We start from the raw sequence: 22,781 nt of genomic DNA, 5'->3' as shown, positions 1-22,781 counted from the left end.
GGCGAATTACGGAGAATTTGCCGGGACGTCTATACGGGGCGGGAGCGTCGGTGGTACTACCAGCCGGGGTTTTGCTCCAGGGCCGGATTGAGGTCCAGGACCGACTGTGGGATGGGCCATAGCAGTTTGTATTCCGCCGGCTCCGGGGGGCCGGGCCAGACGGCGGTTTGTTTCTCCAGGTTCGACATCACTTCCACCGCCCGTTCGGTGCGGATCAGGTCGCCCTTGCGGTGACCCTCGAAGGCGAGTTCGAGGTAGCGTTCCTCGAGTACGGCGTCGACGAATTCTTCCAGGGGCATGGCCGTGGTGTAGGGGATCAACACTTTGGTGGGATCGGCATCGCCGCGGGCGCGGGCACGTACCAGGTTGATGGCATTCACGGCTTCCTGGGTAACCGTTCCGTTGGCGCGGGCATCCGCTTCGGCAAAGCCGAGCAGCACGTTGGCGTAGCGGATGTACGGGTAGTCGAAGGGCGTATCGTTGCCCCAGTTGTTGGGGTTGGGCTTCTGCCACTTCCAGGGCTTCCACTGGTTGGGGCCCTCGGTGCTGTCGCCCTCCATCACCCGGGGAGCCGGAGCGTAGGCTACACTTACCCGACGGCGCAGGTCTTCGCGTTCGAAGGTATTTTCCAGTTTGGTCGCCAGCCAGGCGGTACCCCAGCCGGCTCCTTCCTCGAGCCTGCCCGCCGGACCCATAAAGGTGCCGAGGTTAGAGTTCTGGGTGCCGTCGATGTTTACGCCGGGTCCGTCGTGCTGGACCACCCAGACCATCTCATCGTTGAGCTCGTTTTCGTAGTCGAACACTTGCTGGAAATCGTCGAGCAGGGCGTACTCGTTACTGGCGATCACCGCCCCGAACTGGTCGGCGGCCGCGGCGTACTTGTCGGTTTCCTTCAGGGGCCAACCGCCCATTTGCAGGTAAACCTTACCGAGCAAAGCCTGTGCCGCACCTTTGGAAATTCGGCTCACGTTGCTGGCCGGCTCCAGCACGGCGATGGCCTCGGTGAGATCCTGGATGATCTGAGCGTAGATTTCCCCGGGTTCCGCCTGGGTGAATTCCAGGTTCTCCAGGTTTTCCCGCTCCTCGAGGACCAGGGGTACCCGGTTGTAGATGCGGACCAGGTTAAAGTAGAAACTGGCCCGGAGGGCTTTTGCCTGCGCCATTACGTCATCCCTGACCCCGTCGCTGATCTGATCTTCGCCCATCATGCCGACCCGGTTAAGTACCGTGTTGACGCGGTTGATCTCTTCGTAGTGGCGTTGGTACACCGTTTCGATCACGTCGAGGGTGGGGTTGAAGTTCCACAGGAACAGGGATAAGCGTCCGGCAGGGGCCCACGGGGGGATGATAATTTCGTCCGCCCCGTGAATGCCCCACAGCAGGGCTACGCCCGCATCGCCTCCGACGTAACCCTGGAGGCGCATTTGTCCGGCGTAGAGACCCGCCAGGGCGATCTGGGCGTCGTTGGCATTGCGGTAAAAATTGGTCGGGGCCAGGAAATTGCTGGGTTTCTCCGTCAGCAGTTCGTCGTTGCACGCGGGCAGGGTGAACAGGAGGGGGAGCAACAGTATCCACGAAAATCGTCTGGTTCGCATGATCATTTTTATTGGGAGCTTTCCCCGTAGGGCGGGGGAAGCGGTGGTTCGAAGTGGGTTAAAAGGTGACCGATACGCCACCGCGGAAGGTGCGTTCGCGCGGGTAGCTGTCGGCGTCCACGCCGGGGGTCAGTTGGTTATTGCCTACACTGACCTCGGGGTCATAGCCGGAGTAGTTGCTGATGAGGAAGGCATTGTCGATCGCCAGATACACCCGAGCGGCGGTGCTCGTCAGGAAACCGCGGGGGAGCCGATACCCCAGAGTCACGTTGGATAGGCGAATGAAGGACCCGTCCTCGATGTAGATGCTCAGGTTTTCGCGGTTCACCCCGCCGTCACCAAAGCCCCAAATGCCGGGGAAGTCGGTGTCGGGCGCGTCGGGACGCCAGCGATCCCGCACGACGCCGAATTTGTTCAGGGTGGGGATGGCGGTAGCTGTGCCCGCCGCTACGTTGTTGTTGTAGGTCTCGTTGCCGACGGAAAACTGGAAGAGGAAGTTCAGGTCGAAGTTCTTGTAGCGGAAATCATTGGTCAGTCCGCCGAACCAGTCGGGCTGGGAGGTGCCGAGAATGGTCCGGTCGTTTTCGTCCACCACGCCGTCGGGAACGAGCACCCGGTTCCCGTTTTCGTCAACGCCCGCGATGTCCCGGAGCTTGATCATGCCGGGGCGATACTGGCCCACGCTGGCGCGGGTCTGCACGCCCTCGCGGAGTTCGAAGAAGTTTTCCCAGTAGTCACCACCTTCGCCGCGCACCAGGGCTTCGGCCTCGGCGGGAGAGAGGCCGTCGAAGATCGGAAAATCCGCGTAGTTGTACACGCCCTCCACCTCGAAGCCATAATAGCTGCCGATGGGGTCACCCACCCGGACGATGAAGTCATTCTGGTTGGAACCGGGGCCGGTGGCCAGGATGAAGGCCGCGTCACCGATGTCCCTTACTTCGTTGCGGTTGCGGGAGATGTTGAAGCGGGTGCTCCAGGTGAAGTCGCCGCGGTCGACGGGGGTGGTATTGAGGGATAATTCGATGCCCCTATTCTCGATCTCGCCGAAGTTTTGCAGGGCGGAGGTGAAGCCGGTTTCGGGAGGTAGCGGCCGGGCCAGCAGGAGGTCGCTGGTCGTCTTGACGTAGTAGTCGAAGTCGAAGGAGACGCGGTTATTGAACAGGCCGAGTTCGAAGCCGATGTCGGTCTGGGCGGTGGTTTCCCAGGTGAGGTCGCTGTTGCCCAGGCGGTTGACCCGCGCGCCGGAAACGAGGCTGCCGTCCAGGATAACGCGGGTGGCTTCGTAGGCGGCCAGCGACTGGTAGTTACCGATGGAGTTGTTGCCGGAAACGCCGTAGGTAGCCCGGAGCTTCAGGTTGCTGATGACGGGGTTGTCGACCAGGAAGGGTTCCTGGCTTACGCGCCAGCTCACGGCGGCGGAGGGGAAGAAACCCCATTTTTTCCCTTCGGCAAACTTACTCGAACCGTCGGCGCGGCCGCTGACCGTGAAGAGATACTTGTCGGCCAGGGTGTAGTTGATCCGTCCGAGCCAGGAGCGCAGTCCGTCGGCACCGCGGTCGGACTGAGTGGGCAGCGTAAGGGCTGCCGAGGACAGGTTGTCGATGTCGACGCCGGGGAGGGCGAAGTCCTGGGATTGGGTGCGCAGGGATCGTCCTTCGCCGCCCTGTTGGGTGAATCCGGCCACGGCGTTGATGCCATGGATGCCGAATTTATTTCGGTAGGAGACCGTGTTCTCGTTCAGCCAGCCGGCACTGCGGTTGAGGCTGGTAAAGGCTACGCCGCCGAGGGAGCGCGACCAGCCGAAATCGCTGGGGTAGACACCCTCGCTGTTCACGTTGTAGAAGCGCCCTCCGAAGGTGGACTTTACGCTCAGGTGATCGCTGAAGTGGTACTCCAGGTAGGTGTTGGCGAAGCCGTTGATCTGCGTAGAGAAGTTGTGGGTCTTCTCGATCCGGGTTTCGGGGTTGCTGGCGTCACCGTCGCGGATGCTGATGAGCAATCCTTCCTCGTCGTACTCGGCTTCCGCGTAACGGATGCGGCCCTGTACCTGCGGAAAGAGGTTGACCTGGGTCAGTACGCTGGCCCGCGCGCTGCTACCTACGGACGCACTGGCGGTAATGGGGCCGCCCCGGTCGATGAAGCCGGCGTTAAGGTTGATGCCCGCGTAAAGGTTGTTAGCCAGTTCCTGACTGACGTTGAGGTTGGCGGTGTAGCGCTTGAAGTAAGAACCTTCCAGAATGCCCTGGTCGTCGGCGTAGCTGAAGGAGGCGTTGTAACGGGTGCGTTCGCTGCCCCCGTTGATGCTCAGGCTGTGCCGCATGGTGGAGGATTTGCGGATCACCCGGTCCTGCCAGTCGACCACGAACAGGTCGCTGTCGCCGAGGTCGAGGTCGTTGCCGAAATCATCGCGGTAGGCGAGGTCGCGCTGTTCGAAGGTATTGCCGTAATTGTAGGGAAAATATTCATTCCAGAAGTCGACGTATTCCTGAGGCGTAAGCAGGTCAATGTTACGCGCCAGGCTACCGATGCCGTAGGAGCCGGAGTAGGTCAGCTGAGCGCGCCCTTCCTTGCCCTTCTTGGTCGTGATGAGGACCACCCCGTTCGCGCCGCGACTGCCGTAGATGGCCGTAGAGGAGGCGTCCTTAAGAATCTCGATGGACTCGATGTCTTCCGGGTTGATGGAGGACAGCGGACTCTCCAACTGGGCGCCGGGACCGGCTCCGGTACCCTGGGCGTCGCCGATCAGCGGGAATCCATCCACTACGTAGAGCGGGTCGTTGGTGGCATTGATGGAGGTACCACCGCGGATGCGGATCTTCGCCGCGGCGCCCGGTCCTCCCTGGGAGGTGACCACCTGGACGCCCGCCGCCTGGGCCGCGAGTCCCTTTTCGAAGTTGATGGACTGCACGCGGGTCAGGTCTTCGTTCTTGACCGTGGTGACCGAGCCGGTCAGATCGTTCTTATTGACGTAGCCGTAGCCGACGACCACGACTTCTTCGAGGGTTTCGGCGTCGGTAGCAAGCTCTACGTCGACCACCGTGCGGTTATTGAGCGCTACCTCCTGGCTTTCGTAGCCCATATACGTGAAGATGAGGGTACTGCCGCCATCAGGGACCGTGATGGAGTACCGGCCATCCAGGTCGGTTACCGTTCCCGTATTCAGGTCATTGGCTACCCGTACGGTTACGCCGATGAGTGGTCCCTCTTCGGCGGACGTAACGGTACCGCTTACGGTAAGACTATTTTGTGCCGTTGCCGGGAGGCTGAACCCGACGGCCAGCAGCAGCAATAATAAGGGTAAACAGTTTCTATGCATGATCAAGTGCTTTAGGGCAGGCGGGCTATTCAGAGCGATGCCCGGCCGATGGCCGTATACAGTAGTGAGCCGGGTAAGTGGACCGGGTGGCAACAAAAGTGCAACCCCACGTGACGGAGGACCGCTACGCATGATTCCATCGCTATCACATATGTGTAATCTGCGGAATGGCCAGTAATTGCTGGCCTGATGGGCAGGGTACCCCCCCCCAAAAAACACTACTTTAAATTCCGGTCGTAAGCCGTAGATCAGTATTCCTCGATGAGGGAAAGCGCGGCCCCCACGCTCTGCACCGGACGCAGGCACAGGCGGTTGAGGCATACGTAGACGTAGGTATCGCCGGGAACGTGCTTATCCTTTAGCAGCGACAGGCTACCCTCCGTCTCCCCTCCCAAAAAGAGTACGTGCGGCAGATACCGTCGGGCAATCCCCTCCCGGATGGCCGTAGCTCGTTCACCCACGATGGCCACTTCCAGGGTGGGGTAGGTGAGGTCGTGGTACAGTCTGCCCCAGTTGGCAAAGCCCTCCAGCCCCCGCTCGCTCAGGTCAGGTAGCACCCCCCGGAGCATCCTGCCGCCCCGCTCGGCCATCGCGATATTCCCGGTGATGGTCCCGAGTTGAAAGAGCACGCGAGCCATCACGGAGTTGCCGGCGGGGATTACCCGGTCATAGATGGGTATATTATCACTCACCAGCGCGGCATCCAGGGAGGAGGTGTAGCGGTAGAATCCGCGTTCCGGATCAAAAAAATGAGCATCGGCGTAGTCCACCAGGCCGGTGGCGCGCTCCAGCCACCGTTCATCGAAGGTGACCTGGTACAAGTCGATGAAGGCCGCGGCGAGCAGGGCGTAATCGTCCAGAAAGCCGTTGATGCCGCTCCTGCCGTCTTTGTAGTTGCGGTAGAGCCGGTTAACATCCTGCAGGGCCGTTTCGGTCAGGAAGACGGCGGTACGCAAGGCCCGGTCGCGGTAGGCCGGTTCTTCGAGGGCAGCGTATGCCGCGCAGAGGCCGGATATGGCCAGCGCGTTCCAGGCGGTGAGTATTTTATCGTCTACGTCGGGTTGGGTACGGGCGTTGCGGGCCCGGAGGAGCTGTTGCTTGGCTTCCCGTAAACTCACCGCTCCTGCGTCCCCGCCCCCCCGGGCGTACAGAATGTTGGTCCCCTCCCAGTTGCCGGCTTCGGTCACGGAGTAGTGGCGGGAAAAGGCTTCGGCCACGTTTGCATCCTGAAGAACGGAATCGATCTGCCGGCGAGTCCAGACGTAGGTTTTGCCCTCCTCCCCGTCGGTGTCCGCATTGAGGGAGGAGTAGAAACCGCCGGTGGGATCGGAAAGGGAGGTGTTCAGAAATTCGGCGGTTTCGCGCACGACCTCCGCGTACCGTGGCCGACCGGTAAGCTGATAGGCATGGGCGTAGAGTGACAGCAACTGGGCGTTGTCGTACAGCATCTTTTCGAAGTGGGGGACCCGCCACTCCGCGTCGGTAGCGTAGCGGGAAAACCCTCCTGCCAACTGATCATATATGCCCCCGGCGGCCATCGCGTCGAGGGTGGAGGTAACGGCTTCCAGAACGGTGGAATCCTGACTGTGGTAAAACTGGGTAAGCAGGTATTCGTGCACGATGGGCATCGGAAACTTGGGTGCTCCCCGCAGTCCGCCCCACCGGGGGTCGATCTGACCAGTGAGTTTCACCGTGAGCGAATCCAGCAGGTCGGTGGAGAGGTCTTCATCCGTCGGCGGCGCCGGGTCAAAAGCGCTGATGCGCGTCAGTTCCCCCGTAAGTTCGCGGGCGTAGGTAGCGAGTTGATCCGGATCGCTTTGTTTGAGCTGGGTGAAGTGATCGAGGACCTTGAGCCACTGGTCGCGCGGAAAGTAGGTGCCCGCCCAGATCGGCTTACCGTCGGGCAGGGCGATCACGTTGAGGGGCCAGCCGCAACCGCCCTGGCTCGATAGTTGGCAGGCGGTCATGTACACGTCGTCGATGTCGGGGCGCTCTTCCCGGTCGACCTTGATGCTCACGTAATGGTCGTTCATCACCCGGGCTACCGTCGTGTCCTGAAAGCTTTCCTCCTCCATCACGTGGCACCAGTGACAGGCGGCGTAACCGATACTTACGACCAGTAGTTTGTCGTCCGAGACCGCCTTATCGAGCGCCTCATTGCCCCACGGGTACCAGTCGACGGGGTTGCCGGCGTGCTGGAGCAGGTACGGACTCCGCTCGTTGGCCAGGTGGTTCAGCGGTTGACCGTCACCTGACTCGCTCCGGCAAGCGCACAGGGAAATAAGATAGAGAAGGAAGCAAAAACGAGCGCACATAGGAGGAAAGGTAGTGCCCCAAGGTAAGGGGGACGGAGAGGTCTTTACCAGCCTGCAGCCCTCAATTCAGGGGTTGCCGCGCGTACACGACCGGGGGCAGGCCGTTGCGCGCGATGAGTAGTGCCGGACGGTCACGGATGTTCAGGGCCGGCACGCTCCTCACTTCCCCGTACAGCCACAAACCGCTGTCGTGGGGTGCCACGGTTGCTCGTGGGCCGTCGGGGCCGCCGAGCAATATGTCGCCGTAGCCGGCGTCGTTGCGCGTGGTTTCGACCTCCGCATGCAGGAGGTTGCCGGCCAGGAGAAAGTCCGGGTAGGCGTCACCGTTGTAATCGAGGGGGGTAATCGAGTTGATGCTACTGAGCTGGGTACTCGCCGGCAGATGGTGGACCCGGAAGCGGCCCGAGCCGTCGTTTTCGAACCACTGGTGACCGAAATCCCTGGCGACGTAGTGAAGCGCGCTTTCCAGCCCTTCGCCGTAGATATCCTGTAGGTCCGCGTCGGCGAAGGCGGAGTAGGTGGTGAATCGCTTGGTTATGGCGGGAATTTGCTGGGCCGAACATTCCCTCCCCCGTAGGGGAAGCTGGGTTGATCCGTCGGATTTGCTCAGCACGATATCCTCCCGGCCGTTTGCGTCGAAGTCGTTCGCGTACACTTCGAAGGAGTGGGTATCGTCGGCGCGGTACTTGTAGTTTCGTCCAAGATTGCCGGCTAGGAGATCGATATCACCGTCCTGGTCGACATCGGCCGCCGCCAGAGCGTAATACCAACCCGTTCGGTCGGGGGCGGGCGGGCGCGGCTCGAAGCTACCGTCCGCCCGCTGGTGGTACACGGTGACCGGTGTCCACTCGCCGGCGGTGATGAGGTCCGGGCGACCGTCCGCGTCTACGTCGGCCCAGGTTGCGGAGGTGATCAATCCGGCGCCCGATAGTGCCGGGCACCGTTCGGTAGTGACATCACGAAACCGGGGTGCGTCCACCGTTCCTCCCTCATTGAGCAGCAGGTGGCTGGTTGGGGAGTGGGGGTAACGGCCGGGAACGAGTCGCCCGCCCACGAACAGATCGATATCCCCGTCGCCATCGAAATCGGATGCCGCGACGGCCTGCCCGCTCCCGGCCAGACCGGGAAGGGCATCGGGTGCCCCGACCAGTCCCGCGGGGGTGTTTACGTAGAGCCGGTCCTGCAGGGTAGCGGCCGACTGCAGTCGGTCATTTCCTCCGTTCACGACGTAGAGGTCGTCGTCACCGTCGCCGTCCGCGTCGAAGAACAGGGCGCCGGTGACTTCCCGTTCGGTATCGGCGAACTGGTATCCGGGTCCCGCCGGTGCAAACGTTCCGTCGATCGTCTGAAGGTAGAGTTGGGAGTTTTGTTGCCGCGCTCCCCCGCAGAAGAGGTCGTCCAGGCCGTCGCCGTTTACATCTCCTACGGCCATGCCCGGTCCGAGCCGGGAGTAGCGGTGGGGGAGGAGGGGCTGGTACAAAAAGTCGTCGAAGTCGTCCTCCTGGTGGCTGAAGTCAAGTCCGGTAAGGGCGGTGATGTCGGCGAAGGGAGGTGGGGCCGATACGTCCGGCACCCTTTCGATCCGGTCGCCCCCGTAGGTTACCGTGACCAGTTGGTTGGCGGACGGCGAGGCGATGGTGCTGCTGCTTCCGTCCCGCCACCGCACGACGATACTATCCACCACCGCTCGATCGCCCAGGCCGAAGTGCAGTTCGCGCGGTTGGGCGGAGAGGTAACCGCGGGTCAGGGTGAGCTCGGCAATTTGCACGGTATCGCCTGTAAACACTTGTACCCTGGCGTTGAGTGCCAGCGGGTCGGAGGGTGTTCCGGTAAGGGAAACTTTCATATAATTGCCCGCCGCCTCGTTGCGGTACACGCCCGCCGGAGCGTCCATGTTGTTGAGCACGAGGTCGAGATCGCCGTCGTTATCGAGGTCCGCCGCGACGAAGCCCTGGGAAAAGCCCGGCTGGTCGAGTCCCCATGCGGATTGCACCTGCTCGAAGGGAGCGGGAACGGTACCCGGATGCCGGAAACAGAAGTTGGCGATGGGTCGGCTGGGGAGGAGGCGGTAGTCGCGGGCCGCGGAGCCCCCGAAGAAACTGCCGGAGCGAAAACCGGCGTTCACGTCATTATTATTGACGTCGCGCTTGATACCATTCGTGATGAACAGGTCGCGGTGTCCGTCGTTGTCGAGATCGGCCAGCAGGCTGCCCCAGCTCCAGTCGGTGGTAGCTACCCCACTAAGTTGGGCTAGGTCAGAGAAGTGGGGTCGCCCCTGCGGATCGTTGCCCCGGTTAAGTTGGAGGGTGTTTTGCATGTACTGGTAGTGAAAACCCAGCTCTACCGCCCGGTAGAAGGCTTCCGGCCGCATGCTGGCCATATTCGTTTTGGCGCGCCGGTAGTCGGCGGCCGTCATGTCAAGCTGCACGAGATCGGGCCGCCCGTCGTGGTTCAGGTCGCCCGCGTCAATGCCCATGCCGAACATGGAGGTGTGGGGGAAGCTTGCGGCCAGCTCCTCCCGGAAAGTGCCGTCGCCCCGGTTGACGAAAAAGTAGTCGGGTACGTTGAAGTCGTTGGAGATGTATAGGTCCGGCAGGCCGTCTCCGTTGAAGTCCTGAGCCACCACGCCCAGCGCCAGACTGAAGCGCTGCAGGCCGGCGGATTGCGTAACGTCGATGAAGGTGTCGCGCCCGGTGTTGCGGTACAGATGGATGGACTCTACCGGGGCGTTAATTCGCATGCGGTCGCCGTAGAATTCATTGCCCTGGCTAACCGGCACGTTGGCGTAGTTGGCGACCAGCAGGTCTACCAGGCCGTCGCCGTCGTAGTCCAGGGCGGTAGCTTGTATGGAGTGAGCGTTGTCGTCCAGGCCGTACTCGGCGGCGGCCTCGCGGAAGGTGCCGTCGGTGCGATTTACGTACAGGCGATTGCGGCGGTCGGCGCCCGGTCCGGCGACGCAAACGTACAGATCCATCCACCCGTCGGCGTTGATGTCGAGGGTCGTGACTCCGGTCGCCCACAGATCTGCCTCCGCCAGTCCGGCCGCCGCAGTAATATTTTCGAAGGTAAAATTGCCCAGGTTGCGGTACAGGCGATTTTCCCCCTGTGCCGCCGTGAAGAACAGGTCGGTGCGCCCGTCGCGGTCGAAGTCGGCCGCGGCCACCCCGTTGCCGAGGAAGAGGTAAGGGTAGGTGAAATAGTTGAGGGAATCGCTCTCCCGGATATTGTTGGCAAAGTCAATGCCACTCTCGCCGGCGGAGAGTAGCGTGAAGCCCTCAACGCGCGCGGGCTGCGCGGAACGGTCGTTCCGGCAGCCCACCACGCTAAGACACAATATTAATGGGAGTATACGGTAGGCCATGCCTAAGTTATTCGTATCCGGGGTTGTGCTTGAAGTTCGGATTGTTATTCAGTTCGCTGTCGGGAATGTCGAAGTACTCACGGCCGGGGCGGTAGGCTCCCGTGCCCCCGCTTTCCGACTTGACGCCGGGGCGGTTGACGATAAGCTCCTCGACCAGCCCCCACCGCAGCAGGTCCTGGTAGCGGGTCCGCTCCATGCTGAGTTCCTTGACGCGCTCGTCCATAATGTCCTGCATGGTGATGATAGTGAAGGCGGGCATATTGGCCCGGGCCCGTACCTGGTTGATGGCGGCGAGGGCTTCCGGCGTGGAGCCGTTCAGCTGAAACTCCGCTTCGGCAAAGAGGAGCAGGATGTCCGCGTACCGCAGCACACGGAAGTTATTGCCCGAGAAGTGCCATCCCTGGGAAGCGGTGGTGTATCCGGCTTCCAGGTCGAGGTACTTCTTGTTGAAAACGAAGTCGGAGCCCGGGAACACCTCGTCATAAGTTTGCCCGCCGTAGATGGTGGGACCCAGTTCCCGACCCTGGTAGGGCGTGGTTTCGTCCGAGTCGAAGAATAGCGTGGTGAAGGCCCGGGGATCGACGTGCCCATCCACGGTCCGTTCGTCCAGGAACAGATCGAGGGCCCACTGATTGATGCGCATACCGTCCTGTCCGGTGAAGGCCGGTGGGGGCGCGATGTCCTGCATGTATCCGGCGCCCTTGCCCGCGCCCGGGGCGTCACCACCCCAGCCGGAGTTCCCGTCGGAAACGAGCTGAATCTCGAACAGGGACTCCTTATTGTTCTCCGACGCTTCTTCGAAGTTGTCGGCATAATCCGCCATCAGCTCGTACTGGCCGGAGTTCATCGCCCTGAGCAGTTCCGGTCTGGCGTTTACGTAGTCGAGCTGCGACATGTATACCCGGGCCAGGTAACCGGTGGCGGCCCCGGAGGTCGCGCGGCCGGTTTGGTCGGCGGGCCACTGGGCGGGCAGGGCCGTCTGAGCGGCCTTAAGGTCCGCGATGATGAGGTCGTAGATCTGCTGGGGGTCTACCTGGGACACGGTGCGGGCCTCCTCCAAATCGATGGGTTCGGTGACCAGCGGCAGGTTGCGGTAGGTCTGTACGAGCAAGAAATAGTTATAGGCCCTGAGAAAACGGGCTTCCGCCAGGATGGCGGCCTTTTCTTCCGCATCCATCTCGATGTTCGGCACGTAGGCCAGGATGGCGTTGGCGCGGGAGATGATTTTCCAGGCCGGGGCCCAGGTCCAGGCGACCATGTTCTTATTGGATTCGGCGGCGAAGCGTCCCGGATCGGTGCGCTCGGAAGTTCCGAAGCCGTTCACCAGGTCATCGCGGTAGTCCGTCGCGAAGATGTTCATGCGGGTGTAGTACCAGATGTCGGTGAACGGGCTGTAGGCTCCGATGATGGCCTTGACGGCGTCGTCCGCGGTCTGGTAGAAGGAGTTGGGCGTGATCGCGCTGGGGTTGGTCTGATTGAGTATGTCTTCGTCGCAGGAGGGTAGCAGGACGAGCCCGAGGGTGGCCGTGGCGGCAATACAGAGCCGGGAGAGTTGCTTTATGGTGCTATGCATGATGGTATCGATTTAGAAGCCCAGTTGAAGACCGAACATGAAGGTGCGGGGCATGGGATAGGCGGATTCGTCTACGCCGGCGTTGAAAATATTGGTGCCGCCCCGGCTGTTGCGCCCGGGTTCGGGGTAGTAGCCGGTGTAGTCCGTGATGGTAAACAGGTTCTGTACGTTTACGTAAGCCCGGATTTTGGAGATGGCGTTGGTCCCCTCCAGCAGGCCGGCGGGCAGGGAGTAGCCGATCTGCAGGTTACGCAGGCGGAAGTAGGCGCCACTTTCCAGATAGAAGTCCGACATCCGACGGTTGAAGGCCTGGTCGACCAGGGTGTTGCGGGGTACGCGGGAGCCGGAATTTTCGGGGGTCCAGGCGTTTACGGCATCGGCCAGGTAGTTTCCTTCCGTATCGAAGTATCCCCGGTAGATGTTGGCATTCAGGATCTTGTTTCCGGCTACGCCGTTGAACAGCAGCGTAGCATCGAAGGAGCGCCAGAAGAAGTTGGCGTTCAGCCCGTACTCGAAGGTGGGTATGGGACTGCCGAGGTAGGTCTGGTCGGCGTCGGTCAGCATGCCGTCGCCGTTGATGTCCCGGAACTTGAAGTCCCCGGCCCGGGCGTCCGTCCGCCCGTCTTCGGCGGCTTCCGCATCGGACCGGTAGATGCCCGCCACTTCGTATCCGTAAAAGGAGCCGATGGGCTGGCCGACTTCCGTGCGGGTGCTCCGCAGGCCGTTGGAGGTGAACTGTCCGCCGACGATGGGGTCGGAGGGCAGGTCGGTCACTTCGTTGTCCAGAAGGGTGAGGTTGGCGCCGAGGCTCCAGTTGAAGTCTCCGGTGAATTTGCCGTAGTTGGCGCCGAATTCGAAGCCCTTGTTCCGGATGCTGGCGGCATTGAAGGTCGGGTCGTTATCGAAGCCGGTAAAGCGGGGAATGCTGAGCCGGACGAGGATGTCGTTGGTGTTCTTAATGAAGTAGTCCATCGTGACCGATAGCCGACTATCGAGGAAGGAGGCCTCCATCCCGATATCCGTGGTCGTGGTGGTTTCCCACTTGATGGCGTCGTTTACGCCCTTGGTGACGGAGTATCCCGTACGCCGGGTCTGGTTCGTGCCGAGGGGGTATTCTCCGAACAGATTCAGGACCGGGTCGATCTCGTAGGCCTGGGTGTTGTTGGAGCCGATCTCGCCGTAGCTGAGCCGCAGTTTGAGATCGTTGATGAACCCGTCCGCGTTGAAAAAGGATTCCTTGCCGACGTTCCAGCCGATGGCTACCGAAGGAAAGACCCCCGCCCGCAGATCTTCCCGGAAGAGGGAAGATGCATCGCGGCGCAGGGTAGCCGTCAGGAGGTAGCGGTCGTCGTAGGCATAGTTGACGCGACCGAAACTGGACAAGAGCGCCGACTTAAATTCAAACGACGGGGCGGAAGCCAGATTCTGGGCGGTAGAGGCGACCCGGATGCTGTTGGAAGGGAAATCGCGGGCCACGATCCCCAGCGTACGTCCGGTGGATACCTGTCGGGTGTAACCGGCCAGCAGGTTGATACGGTGACGCCCGGCCAGCTCGCGCTCGTAGTTCAGGGTGTTTTCGATGATGGTGCTGGTAAACTCGCTGTTGGTTTCGTTGAGCTCGGCGAAGTTCTGCCGCCCCACGGCCGTAGCGTTGAAGAAATAGGTTGGCGTAAAGCGGTAGTTATTGGTGTTTCCCTGGTCCAAGCTGGCACTCAGTTTGTACGTCAGTCCGTCGATGATTTCGAAGGAAGCGGCGACGTTGCCGAGGAGGCCGTTGCTGGTGATGGTCCGGTCCTCCAGAATGGCCTGGGCCAGGGAGTTCCGCATGTTGCCCACCCCGTGGATGGCCGTGGAGCCGGACGGGTCGGAGGTAGCGGCGTAGCCACCCTCGAAGTCCGGATTGCGGAAGGCGGCCGTGGGCAGGATGTCCCGCTCGCTGTTAAAGTAGTAGTTGGGGTTGTTCTCGGTCCGGGTCAGGCCGATGGATTCCTCCAGGCGGAAACGCCCCTTGGTGAACGTGGAGTTCACGCGCACGTTGGCCTTATTGTAGCTCGATTCCCGCACGACGCCGGTTTCGTCCAGGTAGTTGCCGGAAACGCTGAAGGTGAACAGTTCGGATCCGCCGGAAAGGCGTAGCCCGGTATTGTAGATGGCCCCGGTGCGCAGGCTGAGGTCCTGAATGTCGGTGTCGACGGTGGGGTCGAAATCGACGTCGTTGGCCGGCGAGCGGTTGGTACCGTCGTTATCGTTGGCGCGGTTGCGGATGAGGGCGTACTCGCCGGCGTTGGCCCAGTCGATGCGGTTAATGGCCGACTGCACGCCGGCACTCAGGTCGGCTTCGATGGTGAGGCCGCCGTTGGGGCTTCCCTTCTTGGTGGTGACGATGACCACGCCGTTCGCGGCGCGTGAACCGTAGATCGCACTGGCGGAGGCGTCCTTCAGTACGGATACCGATTCGATGTCGGCGGGGTTCAGGTTGTCCATACTACCGGTCAGAATGCCGTCGATGACGTACAGGGGCTGGGCGTTCGACAGGGTCCCGGAGCCGCGGATGGTTACGAAAGCGCCCGCTCCCGGCGCGCCGCCGGCCGATTCGATCCGAACACCGGCCAGGCGGCCCTGCAGGGATTCCGTGGCGTTGGCAACGGGAAATTTCCCCAACTCGGTGCCGGATACCTGACTGACCGCGCCCGTCAGGTCGCTCTTTTTTTGGGAGCCGTAGCCAACCACCACGATCTCGTCGAGCTGATTGGCGTCGGTGTCCATGGTGATCTGCAGTTGTCGCTGGTCACCGACGGGCACCTCCAGGGTGCCGTAGCCGATGTAGCTGAAAACCAGGATGTCTTCCGGCTCGGCCTGAATGGTGAAGCCGCCGTCGAGGTCGGTGACGGTGCCGCTCGACGTACCTTTCTTCATGATGCTGACCCCGATAAGCGGACCGTCGGCATCTTCGACGGTGCCCGTGACAGTGAGCGACTGGGCCTTTAGCCCCGCTCCGCCGAGGAGGGTGAATAGGATTACGAATAACCCCGCTAAGGAATACTGTTTCATACGATCAACTTCTAGGAGAGTAAAGAATCGTCACCAAGGTATCGGCGATGCGCAGGCGCATGCCCAACGCATCGGTTTTAGACTAGCACGAATGGTTTAATTGCCTTCTATCCCCCGAAAAGAGCCGGTAAATCCCCGATTTAGGCGATCAGATCCTTCACGACGTGCCCGTGTACGTCCGTGAGCCGGTACCGCCGCCCCTGGTGTTTGAAGGTCAGTCGCTCGTGGTCTACCCCGAACAGGTGGAGAATGGTGGCGTGGAAGTCGTGTACGTGGACCGGATCGCGCACGATGTTGTAGCTCAGGTCATCCGTTTCGCCGTAGGTGAAGCCGGGTTTCACGCCGCCGCCGGCCATCCACATGGTAAAGCAGCGGGGATGATGATCCCGCCCGTAATTCGTCGCGGTCAGCTTTCCCTGGCTGTATACGGTACGCCCGAACTCACCCCCCCAGATCACCAGGGTGTCTTCCAGCAGGCCGCGCTGCTTCAGGTCCTTGATCAGCGCGGCCGAACCCTGGTCGGTGGCCTTGCACTGGTTCTTGATGCCGCCGGGCAGGTGGGTATGCTGATCCCAGCCGCGGTGATAAAGCTGTACGTAGCGCACGTCTTTTTCCAGCAACTTCCGGGCGAGCAGGCAGTTGGCGGCGAAGGTGCCGGGGTTGCGGCTATCGGGACCGTACAGGTCGAAGATATGGTCCGGCTCGTCGCTCATGTCCGCGATCTCGGGCACCGAGCTCTGCATGCGGTAGGCCATTTCGTACTGGCTCAGGCGGGCGTCGATCTCGGGGTCGCCGTAGGTGCTTTTCTGCACGTCGTTCAGCTCGTTCAGGTAGCCCAGCATGCGGTGGCGGTCGGCACCGTCGTAACCCTCGGGGTCGTTGAGGTACAGGACCGGGTCCTTGCCGGAGGTGAACTGTACCCCTTGGTGTTGGGTGGGGAGAAAGCCGTTGCCCCAGAGACGGGCGTACAGGGGCTGTCCTCCGGAATTTTTAGACTGCAGGACCACGAAGGTGGGTAGGTTGTCATTGAGGGACCCCAGGCCGTAGCTCATCCACGACCCCATACTCGGCCGGCCCGGAAGCTGGTTGCCGGTATGGAAGAAGGTGATGGCGGGATCGTGATTGATCTGCTCGGTGTACAGACTCTTCACGAAGCACAGCTCGTCGACCACTTCGGCCGTATGCGGCAGCAGTTCGCTTACCCAGGCGCGGCTCTCCCCGTACTGCTGAAACTTATACAGGGAGGGGGCAATCGGCAGGCTCGACTGGTCGGCACTCATTCCGGTAAGGCGTTGTCCCTTGCGGATGGAATCCGGGAGGTCCTGGCCGCGCATTTCTTCCAGCTTCGGCTTGTAGTCGAAGGTTTCGAACTGCGACGGGCCACCGCTCTGAAAGAGAAACACGATGCGCTTGGCCCGGGGCGCGAAGTGCGGAAGCCCGGGTAGCCCCCCAAGCGGATTGTCGACCTGGAAGGGTGCCTCGGCCTTCATCAGGCTACCGAGCGCCATGGCACCAATACCGAGGGAGGAGCGGGTGAGAAATTCGCGGCGGTCGAATTTTTGCTTTACGCCGAAGAGGTCTTGCAGGGCCATGGGATTATCGTTTTGTGATGGCGGCGTCGGAGTTGATGATGACGCTCGCGAGCACCGCGTCGGCGGCCAGTTGCAACCGGTCGAGAGTTCCGTCCGGTTCGCTGTCTCCCGCGGTGAGCCAGCCGGTAGCTTTAGCGGGGAAATCAAGGAATTTCTGGTGCTCGTTTTCGCGTACTTGCTGGAGTACGTGGAGTTCTTCCTCCACCGGCTGGCGGCCGCTTAATCGGGTAAATACCGTTCTGATCGCCTGCTCGGGTTCGTTCGCCCCGGTAATCTGTTCGCCGAGGGCACGGGCGGCCTCCACGAAGGCCGGGTCGTTGAGCAGGACCAGGGCCTGTAGAGGGGTGTTGGTCTTTTGCCGCCGCACGGTGCACTCGTCGCGGTTCGGCACGTCGAAGGTGGCCAGGGTGGGGTGGGGCACGGTCCGTTTCCAAAATACGTAGAGGCTCCGTCGGTAGAGGTCGTCGTTCATGTCCTGCACGTACTCCGCGTTGTTCATCTTCCAGAGGCCTTCCGGTTGGTAGGGCTTGACGCTAGGTCCGCCGATCCGGGTGTTCAGCAGACCGCTGGCGAAGAGCGCATTGTCGCGAATCATCTCGGCGGTCAGCCGCAGGGCCGGTCCGCGGGCCAGCCACACGTTATTCACGTCGGCTAGTCGCTGCTCCTCCGGCGTCACCGACGACTGCCGGTAGGTGCGCGACATCACGATGGTCTTCAACAGGGCCTTGGTGTCCCAGCCGTTTTCTTGGTATTCCACGGCCAGCCAGTCGAGTAATTCGGGGTGGGTGGGCAGTTCGCCCTGGTTGCCGAAGTCCTCCGCGGTCCTGACCAATCCCCGGCCGAAGAACTGCTGCCAGTAGCGGTTGACCGCCACCCGGGCGGTGAGGGGGTGGCCGGGGGCAAACATCCACTGCGCGAGTCCGAGCCGGTTCTTCGGGGCGTTCTCCGGCATCGGCAGCAGCCAGTCGGGCGTCCGCGTCTTTACCGGTTCGGCGGGGGCATTGTACAATCCCTGACGGAGTATGTACGCCTGCCGGGGCGTATCCATTTCGGCCATGACCATGACCTCCTTTACCGGTTCCATGGAGTCGACCAGCGCCCCGCGGGTCTGCTGCAGCTCGGCGAGCGATTCACGGTAGGTGGGTATTTCCAGGGCGGTATAGTACTGCATCAGCGCCTTCCGCGAAGCTTTGTCGAGTTGGGCCGGGGCGGTTGTCCGCAGAGCTTCGATTGCTGACTCGTCCGCGATTCGCAGGACTTCGAGCGCCGTCAGTTCGCGGTCGTAGACCAGAATATCGTCCACCGTTGCCCCGCCAATGCCCTTGCCGCGCCACCGGGCTCCGATCTGCAGTCCCGGCTCGATCGGGGCGGAATAAATGGGGTCCGTCATGCTGTGAAAAATGATGTCCTTGGTGAGGTCGTCGTTTTTTACGGTCGTGGCCAGTTCCTCGCCGTTCAGGTAAAGCCGGTAGCCGGCGGCGGTGCTGCTGCCGTCGTAGGTAACGGTGAGTTGAAGCCATTCCTCCCGCGGCAGGTCGACCTTGGCGAATTCGACGATCGAGTTGCCGGGATTTACGTGGGCCATCAGCAATTGCAGTCCCGTGGAGTCGAGGTTGAGGTGATAGCCCCGCTCGGCGTGCAGTCGGGTGCCGTGGCCCTTGTGGAAGATGAAGCCGGTCTTCAGCTTTTCGGGCAGCTTTACGGACAGGCCGATCGTAAACGGTTCGTCCCGCGAGAAAATACCCACCGGGTGCAGGTCCAGCCAGGCGTCGCCGTTCAGGCGTAACCCCCTGCCGCTCTTCCCCTCCACCAGTTCGGGAACCTCGTCGTTGGAAAATTGACGGTCCATTTTTCCGCGCTGGGAGGGATTCAGGGCGTTCGCGAGGCGACCGTCCTCCAGCTTGTAGTGGGCTTGTAGTCCCGGGCTGGGGCGCAGGCGTTGGTAGCCGTGACTGGCGATCCACTCCCGTACACGATCGGCATTGTTGCGCGCGATCTGGTCTACTTGTTCCTCTTGTTCGCGCTCCAGCTGCTTCAGGTAGGTAATGATGCTATCCTGACGCTCCGTCGGCAACTCCAGGCGGGGTGAGGGCGTGGCGCCGTCCCAGGGGATCAGGCCCGCCTCGTCGACGTTATTGAAGAAGCTATACATCTCGTAGTAATTGCGCTGCGAGATGGGGTCGAATTTGTGGTCGTGGCACTTCGCGCAAGCCAGGGTAAGGCCCAGTAGGCCGGTACCCAGTACGTCGGTCCGGTCGGAGACGTAGGCGCTGCGGAATTCCTCCTCGATGATCCCCCCCTCCAGGTTCTGGGGGTGCAGGCGGTTGAAACCCGTGGCCAGTCGCTGCTGGCGGGTAGCGTTGGGTAGCAGATCGCCCGCCAGCTGCCAGGTGACGAAGGTATCGTAGGGCATATTCTGGTTCAGCGCCTGAATGACCCAGTCGCGGTAGGGGCTCATGTCGCGGAAGCGATCGACGGTATACCCGTGGGTATCGGCAAAGCGGGCCAGGTCGAGCCACTGCACGGCCATGCGCTCGCCGTAGTGGGGGGAAGCCAGTAAGCGGTCGACCTGCTTTTCGTAAGCATCCGGAGAGGAATCCGCTTCGAAGGCCGCCGTTTCTTCCGGAGTGGGGGGCAGGCCGGTCAGGTCGAAGGAAAGCCGCCGCAGGAGCAGATCGCGGGGTGCCTCCGGCGCGAACCCAAAGCCGTGCTCCCGTTGCTTACGGCGTACGAACTGGTCGATCGGCGAGGTATTCCATTCGCTTTCGTCCGCAGTCGGGGCAGTGGGCCGGACCGGCGCACTGAAGGCCCAGTGGTCGCGGTATTCGGCCCCCTGCTCGATCCACTTCACCAGGATGGCCTTCTCGCGGGCGGAGAGGGGAATATTGGCCTTTGCTTCCGGCATAACGAGCGCCGGATCATCGGAGAGGATACGGTGCACCAATTCCGAGCTCCCGGGCTTACCCGGTTTGATGGCCCGGGCGTAGGCCGCTTCGGCGACGTCGAGGCGCAGGTCGGCGTAGCGGGTATTCTTGTCCGGGCCGTGGCAGGCAAAGCACTTGTCGGACAGCACCGGCTTGACGTGCAAATTGTAATCGAGTACTTCCGGCAGTTCGGCGTAGGCCATCTCCACATCATCGGGGAGGGCGGGTCCGCAGGAGCAGAGCAACCGGGCAAGAGCAGCGAAGCAGAGCAATCTCATCATGCCCCTAATTTACGGGGTCCGGCAGGGCCGCCCTACCACGGGTATTTATAAGACTACTTCAAATGAATTTACTCCTGTTTTTTGCTACACGCTGACGTACCTAGCCCACATTACACGGTCGGTCACCCTGTAGCGACGGCTTACAGCCGTCCTGCTGCCTGCACTACCCGGCAGCCTGGTCACGAAGTCGACCGTGTAGCGACGGCTTACAGCCGTCCTGCTGCCTGCACTACCCGGTATCTTGGCTCCTCAAGCGACCGTGTAGCGACGGCTTCAGCCGTCATGCTGCCTGCACTACCCGGCATCTTGGCCCCTCAAGTCACCGTGTAGCGACGGCTTACAGCCGTCCCGCTGCCCGTAAGTTCTAGCAGCTTGGCCACTAAAGTGGCCGCTACAGTGGCCGCTAAAGTGGCCGCTAAAGTGGCCGCTACTCCCACGTCACTACCGCTTTGATCACCCCGCTTTCCGGCTTCAGCCAGCCGTCGAACCGCTCGATCATGTCGGTGAAGGAGACGGAGTGGGTAATGAACTTATCGGTGGGAAATTTGCCGCTTTCCAGGCTTTCCTTGACCCAGCGGAAATCGTCGAAGGTGGCATTACGGCTGCACATTAGGGTGGTTTCCTTGGCGTGAATTTTGGGGTGATTAAAGGTCAGCTCTCCCTTACTCAGGCCGACCAGTACGTAACGGCCACCGTGACTCATATAATCGATCCCGCTTTCCAGGGCGCGTTGGGCGCCGGTAGCGTCGAAGACCGCCGTTGCCAGGTCGCCGCCGGTTACTTCCGCTACCGCGGTGACCGGGTCTTCCAGTACACTGAAGGCATGGTCGACGCCAATCTCATCACGAACGAAATCGAGTCGTTGCTGATTGGTGTCAAGGGCGACGACGGTACAGCCTACCAACTTCGCCAGGGCCATCAGGCCGATGCCGATCGGACCGCAGCCGACTACGACGATGGTTTCTCCCTGCTCCACACCGGCCCGCCGCAGGGCGTGGGCACCGATCGCGAGCGGTTCGACAATGGCGATCTCGTCGTGACTCAGGTTACCGGCGGGAATCAGCACGTTGGTCGGAACCGTAATATATTCCTGCATACCGCCGTCGGTGTGTACGCCCAGCACGCGGATGTTCTGGCAGCAGTTGGTCTTACCCATACGACAGGCGACACACTTGCCGCAACTCAGGTAGGGCATGATGATGACCCGGTCGCCGGCCGTAAGTCCCTGCGAATTTTGGCCGATCTCGACGACCTCGGCCGAAAGCTCGTGGCCCAGGATGCGCGGATACGTAAAGAAGGCCTGATTACCGGAGTAGGCGTGCAGGTCGGTACCGCAGATGCCTACGCGGTGAATCTTCAGCAGGGCCTCCCCGCTCTTTGCCGCGGGTTCGGGACGGTCACCCAGCTCAAAGCGGCCGGGTTCCTGGCAAACGATGTACTTCATGGCTTGCAAGAAAAGACATTGCACCCGCGTCCCCGCCGAAAAAACGACCCTCCGATCATACGTGGCACGCTTTTGTACCTCCGTGATAGGGCCGGCGCCATCCTTACGGCTACCTTGCTGGAGTTACCCACCTACCTAATGTATGGCTTCCCGAAGATCGTTTGTCCAGACCGGCATGACCCTGGCCACCGCGCTGGTCACCGCTCCCGCCTTCGCCATCGGAAGTAAGCACCGCAAGCAAGCAAGCAGTATGGAAGAACTCATCGGACACGGAAATTACCGCTACCGCGTACACCGCGACTGGGCGCAGATCAATCCCTTCACCACCTTCCTCGACAACTGCCACGAAATGGTGACGGACAGCAAGGGACGACTGATCATGATCGGCGATGACCCGCGCAATAACATCATCGTGTTCGACAAATCCGGCAAAGTGGTCGACTCCTGGGGGACGTACTGGCCCGGCGGTCACGGTCTGACGCTGGTCGACGAGGGGGGCGAGGATATGCTGTACGTCAGCGAAAGCGGTTGGATGCGCAGCCGGAAAGACGGTCGCACCATGATCCGCCAGAACGGCTACGTCGCTAAGTTAACGGTGGATGGTAAACTCGTTTTCAGCATCGGCCACCCGCAGGGCATCGGAGAGTACGAACCGGGAATGCCCTTTCAACCCACCGAAACTGCCGTGGCGCCCAACGGAGACATCTACATCGCCGACGGCTACGGCTCCGACTATATCCTGCAGTACGATCAGCGGGGAAGGTTCATCCGCAAGTTCGGCGGCCACGATAATGCCGACAAGAACTATGATTTGCACAATGCCCACGGTATAGCCGTCGACTCCCGCGACCCGGCCGGTCCCCGCCTGCTCGTCACCAGCCGCTCGACGAAGGAATACAAGTACTTCACCCTTGACGGGAAGTGGATCAAAACGGTGGACCTGGCCAATCTGCAAATTTGCCGTCCCGTCATCCACGGTGAGAACGTTTACGCCGGGGTGTGCTGGAGCCACGACTTCAGCGAGGGAGGCGAGCAGCCCTGGTTGCGGCAGACCGGATTCACGATGGTAATGGACCGCGACGATCGCGTTGTTTCCTGCCCCGGAGGAGAACGACCCGTGTACGAAAACGATCAACTACAGCCCGTGGCCCAGGACGCCGCCCGGACCTTCTATAACGGCCACGACGTCTGCGTGGATGGGGACGAGAACGTCTACGTCTGCCAGTGGAACGCCCACCGTACGCCCCCCGTAAAACTCGAGCGAGTGTGAGCGATTCCTGTCGTCGGAAGCGCCGATACAACCCTAACAGTCAACATACCTTACTCATG

The 22,781-nt window shown here is 61.5% G+C and carries 10 protein-coding genes; 1 reads left to right on the top strand and 9 read right to left on the bottom strand.

All coding sequences use genetic code 11. From position 1 onward, the window contains the following. Window positions 1-56 precede the first annotated feature (56 nt). The 9 genes from NMA52_RS07780 to NMA52_RS07740 form a co-directional block, all read right to left on the bottom strand. Window positions 57-1,595 (bottom strand): RagB/SusD family nutrient uptake outer membrane protein, encoded by a 1,539-nt coding sequence (locus tag NMA52_RS07780; protein ID WP_254827097.1) that lies wholly within the window; start codon window positions 1,593-1,595, stop codon window positions 57-59. A 58-nt stretch (window positions 1,596-1,653) separates the two neighbouring features. After that, the gene (locus tag NMA52_RS07775) at window positions 1,654-4,911 is read right to left on the bottom strand and encodes a TonB-dependent receptor (protein WP_254827096.1); all 3,258 of its coding nucleotides are present in this window, start codon (window positions 4,909-4,911) and stop codon (window positions 1,654-1,656) included. A gap of 248 nt (window positions 4,912-5,159) precedes the next feature. Further along, window positions 5,160-7,226 (bottom strand): thioredoxin domain-containing protein, encoded by a 2,067-nt coding sequence (locus NMA52_RS07770; RefSeq protein WP_254827095.1) that lies wholly within the window; start codon window positions 7,224-7,226, stop codon window positions 5,160-5,162. 61 nt (window positions 7,227-7,287) lie between these two features. After that, window positions 7,288-10,587 carry a VCBS repeat-containing protein gene (locus NMA52_RS07765; protein ID WP_254827094.1) on the bottom strand — a complete coding sequence of 1,100 codons (3,300 nt, stop codon included), beginning with the start codon at window positions 10,585-10,587 and terminating at the stop codon, window positions 7,288-7,290. A 7-nt stretch (window positions 10,588-10,594) separates the two neighbouring features. Continuing rightward, a complete protein-coding gene (locus tag NMA52_RS07760) occupies window positions 10,595-12,160 on the bottom strand; it encodes a RagB/SusD family nutrient uptake outer membrane protein (RefSeq protein WP_254827093.1) in 1,566 nt (521 codons plus the stop codon). Window positions 12,161-12,172: 12 nt separating this feature from the next. Continuing rightward, entirely contained in the window at window positions 12,173-15,211 is a 3,039-nt protein-coding gene (locus NMA52_RS07755; protein ID WP_254827092.1) for a TonB-dependent receptor, read from the bottom strand. Between the two features lie 140 nt (window positions 15,212-15,351). Further along, a complete protein-coding gene (locus tag NMA52_RS07750; protein WP_254827091.1) occupies window positions 15,352-16,803 on the bottom strand; it encodes a DUF1501 domain-containing protein in 1,452 nt (483 codons plus the stop codon). A gap of 4 nt (window positions 16,804-16,807) precedes the next feature. Next, window positions 16,808-20,005, bottom strand: coding sequence for a DUF1553 domain-containing protein (locus NMA52_RS07745; RefSeq protein ID WP_371930951.1), 3,198 nt, complete (start codon window positions 20,003-20,005; stop codon window positions 16,808-16,810). 430 nt (window positions 20,006-20,435) lie between these two features. Continuing rightward, window positions 20,436-21,452: a zinc-binding alcohol dehydrogenase family protein gene (locus tag NMA52_RS07740; RefSeq protein WP_254827089.1), complete on the bottom strand. Its 1,017-nt coding sequence runs from the start codon at window positions 21,450-21,452 to the stop codon at window positions 20,436-20,438. A 142-nt stretch (window positions 21,453-21,594) separates the two neighbouring features. On the opposite strand from NMA52_RS07740, the gene NMA52_RS07735 reads away from it, so the two are divergent. After that, window positions 21,595-22,722, top strand: coding sequence for a peptidylglycine monooxygenase (locus NMA52_RS07735; RefSeq protein WP_254827088.1), 1,128 nt, complete (start codon window positions 21,595-21,597; stop codon window positions 22,720-22,722). The last annotated feature ends 59 nt before the right edge of the window (window positions 22,723-22,781 follow it).

This window comes from Lewinella sp. JB7, from assembly GCF_024297185.1.
In the GTDB taxonomy this organism is placed as follows: Bacteria; Bacteroidota; Bacteroidia; order Chitinophagales; family Saprospiraceae; genus Neolewinella.
The sequence above is the reverse complement of the archived record's forward strand: the minus strand, read 5'-3'. Positions and strand labels throughout refer to the sequence as shown.

What these genes read in the sequence shown, in the direction of transcription:
- NMA52_RS07780 (WP_254827097.1), bottom strand. Translation starts at nt 1,595, where the DNA reads ATGCGAACCAGACGATTTTCGTGGATACTGTTGCTCCCCCTCCTGTTC.
- NMA52_RS07775 (WP_254827096.1), bottom strand. Translation starts at nt 4,911, where the DNA reads ATGCATAGAAACTGTTTACCCTTATTATTGCTGCTGCTGGCCGTCGGG.
- NMA52_RS07770 (WP_254827095.1), bottom strand. Translation starts at nt 7,226, where the DNA reads ATGTGCGCTCGTTTTTGCTTCCTTCTCTATCTTATTTCCCTGTGCGCT.
- NMA52_RS07765 (WP_254827094.1), bottom strand. Translation starts at nt 10,587, where the DNA reads ATGGCCTACCGTATACTCCCATTAATATTGTGTCTTAGCGTGGTGGGC.
- NMA52_RS07760 (WP_254827093.1), bottom strand. Translation starts at nt 12,160, where the DNA reads ATGCATAGCACCATAAAGCAACTCTCCCGGCTCTGTATTGCCGCCACG.
- NMA52_RS07755 (WP_254827092.1), bottom strand. Translation starts at nt 15,211, where the DNA reads ATGAAACAGTATTCCTTAGCGGGGTTATTCGTAATCCTATTCACCCTC.
- NMA52_RS07750 (WP_254827091.1), bottom strand. Translation starts at nt 16,803, where the DNA reads ATGGCCCTGCAAGACCTCTTCGGCGTAAAGCAAAAATTCGACCGCCGC.
- NMA52_RS07745 (WP_371930951.1), bottom strand. Translation starts at nt 20,005, where the DNA reads ATGAGATTGCTCTGCTTCGCTGCTCTTGCCCGGTTGCTCTGCTCCTGC.
- NMA52_RS07740 (WP_254827089.1), bottom strand. Translation starts at nt 21,452, where the DNA reads ATGAAGTACATCGTTTGCCAGGAACCCGGCCGCTTTGAGCTGGGTGAC.
- NMA52_RS07735 (WP_254827088.1), top strand. Translation starts at nt 21,595, where the DNA reads ATGGCTTCCCGAAGATCGTTTGTCCAGACCGGCATGACCCTGGCCACC.